Below are 5,139 nucleotides of genomic sequence, written 5' to 3'. Positions count from 1 at the left end.
GCTGCCGGAGGAATCGATCCTGGATGTGGCCCAGGTCAATCCGCCGGTGATGGTGGATGCGCAGATGGACCAGGAAGACGTGGCGCGGCTGATCCGCCGCCACGATCTGCTGGCCATTCCGGTGGTGGACGCGCAGCAGCACATGCTCGGCATCGTCACCGTCGATGACATCCTCGATGCGCTGATCGAAGAGTCCACCGAAGACGCACACAAGTTCGGCGGCATGGAAGCGCTGGACAAGCCGTACATGCAGATCGGCTTCTTCGAGATGCTGCGCAAGCGCGCCGGCTGGCTGAGCGTGCTGTTCGTTGGCGAGATGTTGACCGCCAGCGCGATGCAGCACTACGAGGACGAACTGGCGCGCGCGGTGGTGCTGACSCTGTTCATTCCGTTGATCATGAGCTCGGGTGGCAACTCCGGTTCGCAGGCGACCTCGCTGCTGATCCGCAGCCTGGCGCTGCGCGAACTGCGCCTGCGCGACTGGTGGAAGGTGGCCTTGCGCGAAGTGCCCACCGGCATGGTGCTCGGCGCCATCCTCGGCTGCCTGGCCATCGTACGCATCGTGATCTGGCAGCTCGGTGGCTTCCATGACTACGGCGAACACTGGATCCTACTGGCGATCACCATCGGTGCCGCGCTGGTGGGCATCGTCACGTTCGGCTCGCTGTCCGGGTCGATGCTGCCCTTCATCCTCAAGCGGCTGGGCTTCGACCCGGCCAGTGCCTCGGCCCCATTCGTGGCCACCCTGGTGGATGTGACCGGCCTGGTCATCTACTTCAGCATCGCCGCGATGATCCTGCACGGGACGCTGCTGTAACGGCGGCGTCATCCACGCATGGCGTGGATCCACTGGTCCTGGCCTGCGTAGTAGATCCACGCCCTGCGTGGATGCGATGCCAGGTTCCTGCGCACGATCATGCCGCCGCAGCGCCGGTCCGTGTAACGTAGGCACATGAGTACTTACCACCTGCAGTCCGTGTTCCGTCCGCAGTCGGTCGCGGTGATCGGCGGCAGCCCGCGTGAGCGCTCGGCGGGCCGCGCAGTCATGCGCAACCTGCGCGGCACCGGCTTCCCCGGCAAAGTGGCATGGATCAACCCGCGCCATGCCGAGATCGATGGCATCCGCACGGTGAAGCGGCTGAAGGACCTGGACTGGGTGCCGGAACTGGTGGTGATCACCGCACCGGCCGCCATCGTGCCGCAGGTGGTACGCACCGCTGCCGAACGTGGCGTGCAGGCCGCGATCATCCTCACCGCGCACCTGGGAGAAGGCCCGGGCTCGCCATGGGCACAGGTGGAGGCCGCCGCGCGCGCGCATGGCCTGCGCATCCTCGGCCCGCACTGCCTAGGCGTGATCGCGCCACATGCACGGCTCAATGCCAGCATCGCCGCGCATTTCCCACAGGCTGGCGACCTCGCGCTGATTTCCGAATCCTCGGCGATTGCCGCCGCCCTGGTGGAATGGGGCGTGGCGCGCTCGGTAGGGTTCTCCGCCGTGGTTTCGCTGGGCGACACCATGGACGTGGACTTCGGCGATCTGCTGGATTACTTCGCCACCGACTACCGTACCCGCGCCATCCTGCTCTATGTCGAGCAGATCAAGGACGCGCGCAAGTTCATGTCGGCCGCGCGCGCCGCTGCGCGTGCCAAACCCGTGGTGGTGGTGAAGTCCGGGCGCGCCGAACGGGTACAGCCGGGCAGCGCCGATACCCACGTGCAGGCACTGGCGCGCGCCGATGATGTGTACGGCGCGGCATTCAACCGTGCCGGCCTGCTGCGGGTGAGCGCGCTGGACGAACTGTTCACCGCGGCCGAGTCGCTGGGCCGGCTTGGCACCTTCCCCGGTCGTCGCCTGGCCATCCTCAGCAACGGCGGTGGCGTCGGCCACCTGGCGGTGGACCAGCTGATCGCCCTGCAGGGCACGCTGGCGCAACTGTCCGACAGCAYCGTGCAGAAGCTGGATGCGGTACTGCCGCAGGGCTGGACGCGCAGCAACCCGGTCGACATCGTGGTCGACGCCGATGGTGATCGCTATGCCACTGCCATCGAAGCGTTGCTGGCCGACAGCGAGAACGATGCGGTGCTGGTGGTCAACGTGCCTACCGCGTTCACCTCGTCGGCCGATGCGGCGCAGGCGCTGACCCGTACGCTCGGCCTGCGCCCGCGCCACCACCGCGACAAGCCGGTATTCGCGGTGTGGCTGGGCAACGACGACCAGGCCACTGCCACCCTCAATGCCGCACGCGTGCCGACCTATCCCACCGAAGCGGAGGCCGTGCGCGGCTTCCAGCATCTGGTGCGTTACCGGGAGGCACAGAGTGCGTTGATGGAAACGCCGCCGAGCCTGCCGCAGGATTTCAGCGTGGATACCGCGCGTGCGCGCGCGCTGGTCGAAGCCGCGCTGGCCAATGGCCAGGGCTGGCTGGACCCGTTGGCCACCCATGAACTGCTGAAGGCCTACGGCATCCCCTCTGCACCGGTGATGCACGCGCGCGATGCGCACGAGGCGATGGACCTGGCGCAACCCTTGCTGGAGCGTGGCGCGACCGTCGCGCTGAAGATCCTGTCGCCCGATATTCCGCACAAATCCGAAGTGGATGGCGTGCGCCTGAATCTGGCGACCCTGCCGGCGGTGCAGAGCGCGGCGAAGGCCATCCTTGCTCGTGCACGCCAGCTACGGCCGGACGCGCGCATCGACGGCCTGCTGGTGCAACCGACCATCGTCCGCCCGAAGGCGCGCGAGATCATCGTCGGCATCGCCGACGACGCCACGTTTGGACCGGTGATCGTGGTCGGGCGCGGTGGCACGGCGGTGGAAGTGATCAACGACAAGGCGCTGGCGCTGCCGCCGCTGGACCTGCGCCTGGCCCACGAGCTGATCGGCCAGACCCGGGCCTCGCGCATCCTCAAGGCCTATGGCGATGTGCCCGCCGCCGATGAGCGTGCACTGGCACTGGCGCTGGTCAAACTGGCGCAGCTGGCGGCGGACATTCCCGAAGTGCGCACGCTGGACATCAATCCCCTGCTGGTGGACAGCAAGGGCATCCTCGCACTGGACGCGCGCGTTGCGGTTGCGCCGTCGCGCATCCTGCACAAGGGCCGTGGCCATCCACGCTTCGCCGTGTTCCCGTATCCGAAGGAATGGGAGCGCACCATCGAGCTGTCCGATGGCGGTCGCGCGTTCGTGCGCCCGGTGCGGCCGGAAGATGACGCGCTGTTCCGTGCGTTCTTCGCGCGTGTCAGCGACGAGGATCTGCGTCTGCGTTTCTTCCAGTCGGTGAAGCATTTCAGCCACGAGTTCATCGCCCGCCTGACCCAGCTGGACTACGCCCGCTCGATCGCATTGGTGGCGCTCGAACCGCGCAGCGGCGAAATGCTCGGCGCGGTGCGACTGCATGCCGATGCGGATTACCACCGTGGCGAGTACGGCATCCTGATCCGTTCGGATCTGAAGGGACACGGCATCGGCTGGCGCCTGATGGCGATCATGATCGAGTACGCCAAGTGGCTGGGCCTGGATGTGGTGGAAGGCCAGGTGCTGCGCGAGAACAGCACCATGCTGGCGATGTGCCAGAGCCTGGGCTTCAAGACCCGGCTGGACCCGGACGACCCGACGGTGATGATGGTGACGTTGCCGGTGCAGCAGGTGGAAGTGCCCGACGTCCCGCCGGTGGCGTGACCGTGACGGTAGCGCCGGGCCATGCCCGGCGGAACATCGGATTCAACGCAGCGGCTCGACCACCACCGCCGTGCCATAGCACAGCACTTCGGTCAGGCCGGTCATCACATCGGTGGCGTCGTAGCGCATGCCGATGACCGCGTTGGCACCCAGCTGCCGCGCATGCTTGACCATGTCGCGATAGGTTTCCTCGCGCGCCTGCTCGCACAGCTCGGTGTAGATGGTGATGTTGCCGCCGAAGATCGTCTGGATGCCGCCCAGGAAATTGCCCACGATCGAGCGCGAGCGCACGGTGATGCCGCGTACCACGCCCARGTTGCGCGCGATGCGGTAGCCGGGCAGCTCGAAGGCGGTGGTCACCATCGAATCCTCGAAGCGCGCTGCTGACGTGGTCGGGGTACCGCTGTTGTAGGGGTCGGCCATGGGTGTCTGGTCGTGTTGTGGGTTTGAAGACGCCACAATACCCGCATGACCGACCGCATTCCCCTGCTGCTGCTCCCCGGCTTGCTCAACGACGCCGAACTCTGGCGCGCGCAGCTGGCCGACCTGGCCGATATCGCCGACTGCACCGTGGGCGACCAGACCCACGGCGAGACCCTGCAGGCCGTTGCCGAGGAGGTACTGGCGCAGGCGCCGGAGCGGTTTGCGCTGGCCGGTTTCTCACTGGGCGGCTTCGTCGCCCAGCAGATCCTGCGCACCGCGCCGGAGCGTGTGCTGCAGCTGGCCCTGATCGACACCTCGATCCATGCCGACTCCCCGGAACGTGCCGAACAGCGCCGCAGCCAGCGCGCCAGCGTGCGCCTGCCCGGTAAATTCCACGGCTTTGGTGACGCGCTGATGCGCAGCTATATCGACGCCTCGCGGCTGGACGACTACGTGCTGGTGCAGCGCGTGCGTGACATGACCGCRCGGCTGGGYGCGGAGGTGTTCCTGCGCCAGAGCGCGCTGGAGCGSRGTGATGGCCACGAYGTGCTGGCCGGCTACCGCGATCCGCTGCTGATCGTSTGTGGTGCSAACGACCGCATCACGCCGTTGGCGGTGAGCGAGGAGATGCACGCGCTGGTGCCGCATTCGCAGCTGGTGGTGGTGCCCGATTGCGGGCACCTGGCACCGATGGAGAAGCCGGACGAGGTGAGTGCGGCAATGCGCGGATGGTTGTTGCAGTACTGATGGATCCGCCGGGCCATGCCCGGCGGCCGTTCTTCAATCCCAGGCCGGTGCGATGCCTTCCGGATTGGCCAGGCGGTGGCCACGGTCCAGCTTGGCGATCTGCGCCATGTCGTCTTCGGTCAGGCGGATCGCGGCGGCTTCCAGGTTGCTGGCCAGGTTCTCGCGCTTGGTCGAYGACGGWATGRCCGCGTAATCCTGCTGCAGCGCCCATGCCAGYGCGATCTGCGCCGGGCTGGCCTGATGRCGGCCGGCGATGGCCTGGATCACCGGGTCCTTGATCACCTCGCCAT

The 5,139-nt window shown here is 67.2% G+C and carries 5 protein-coding genes; 3 read left to right on the top strand and 2 right to left on the bottom strand.

The features are described 5' to 3' along the window. Together mgtE and AC1VAN_RS10560 are read left to right on the top strand one after the other, a co-directional pair. Positions 1 to 817, top strand: an 817-nt coding sequence (mgtE, locus tag AC1VAN_RS10565) for a magnesium transporter (protein ID WP_480985765.1), incomplete at its 5' end; no start/stop codon positions are given. Between the two features lie 135 nt (positions 818 to 952). Further along, positions 953 to 3,679: a bifunctional acetate--CoA ligase family protein/GNAT family N-acetyltransferase gene (locus AC1VAN_RS10560; protein WP_480985764.1), complete on the top strand. Its 2,727-nt coding sequence runs from the start codon at positions 953 to 955 to the stop codon at positions 3,677 to 3,679. A 42-nt stretch (positions 3,680 to 3,721) separates the two neighbouring features. Here AC1VAN_RS10560 and AC1VAN_RS10555 read toward each other — a convergent pair whose 3' ends face one another. Further along, complete coding sequence (locus tag AC1VAN_RS10555; protein ID WP_025877607.1) at positions 3,722 to 4,102, bottom strand: YbjQ family protein; 381 nt, start codon at positions 4,100 to 4,102, stop codon at positions 3,722 to 3,724. Positions 4,103 to 4,147: 45 nt separating this feature from the next. On the opposite strand from AC1VAN_RS10555, the gene AC1VAN_RS10550 reads away from it, so the two are divergent. Then, positions 4,148 to 4,849, top strand: coding sequence for an alpha/beta fold hydrolase (locus AC1VAN_RS10550; RefSeq protein WP_480985763.1), 702 nt, complete (start codon positions 4,148 to 4,150; stop codon positions 4,847 to 4,849). 33 nt (positions 4,850 to 4,882) lie between these two features. Here AC1VAN_RS10550 and AC1VAN_RS10545 read toward each other — a convergent pair. Then, positions 4,883 to 5,139: aldo/keto reductase (locus tag AC1VAN_RS10545; protein WP_480985762.1), on the bottom strand; the 257-nt coding region annotated here is incomplete at its 5' end.

The sequence above is a fragment of the Stenotrophomonas sp. 05L44_2 genome, assembly GCF_056665995.1.
The sequence above is the reverse complement of the archived record's forward strand: the minus strand, read 5'-3'. Positions and strand labels throughout refer to the sequence as shown.